This window comes from Bradyrhizobium sp. USDA3010 (genome assembly GCF_056429065.1).
Window position 1 is genome coordinate 1 of the sequence record NZ_JBWJZD010000143.1, and the last position, 427, is coordinate 427.

Genomic DNA, 427 nt, shown 5'->3' on the forward strand with positions numbered 1-427 from the left:
GTATGCGTCTTGCCATCGTCAATCCTGCCAATGTGTTAGCGATCACAGTTGATTGCGGGCGCCATTATGCGTCAGTTTTGTGACAGATTTATGAAATAAATAGCCATGACAAAACCTGCCTGTTGTAGGCAGTAAGCATAGCGATTATTTCTAGTCACGCAGAAACATCATATTCCCTTTATAATCCCTGCCATTACTCTATCGCCCTGGGAGTGTCATGCGCCTGATCCACACCTCTGACTGGCATCTTGGCCAGTATTTTTTCACCAAAAGCCGTGCCGCCGAACATCAGGCTTTTCTGCGCTGGCTGATCGAGCAGATCGAACAACAGCAGGTGGATGCGCTGATCGTCGCCGGAGATCTGTTCGATACCGGCTCGCCGCCAAGTTATGCCCGCGAGCTGTATAACCGTTTTGTGGTCGAGCTG

1 protein-coding gene is annotated in these 427 nt (G+C 50.1%); it reads left to right on the plus strand.

Annotation, left to right across the window (positions count from 1 at the left end):
- Positions 1 to 217: 217 nt before the first annotated feature.
- A partial coding sequence (gene sbcD / locus AC066Y_RS43325; protein WP_478279149.1) for an exonuclease subunit SbcD occupies positions 218 to 427 on the plus strand: 210 nt, incomplete at its 3' end.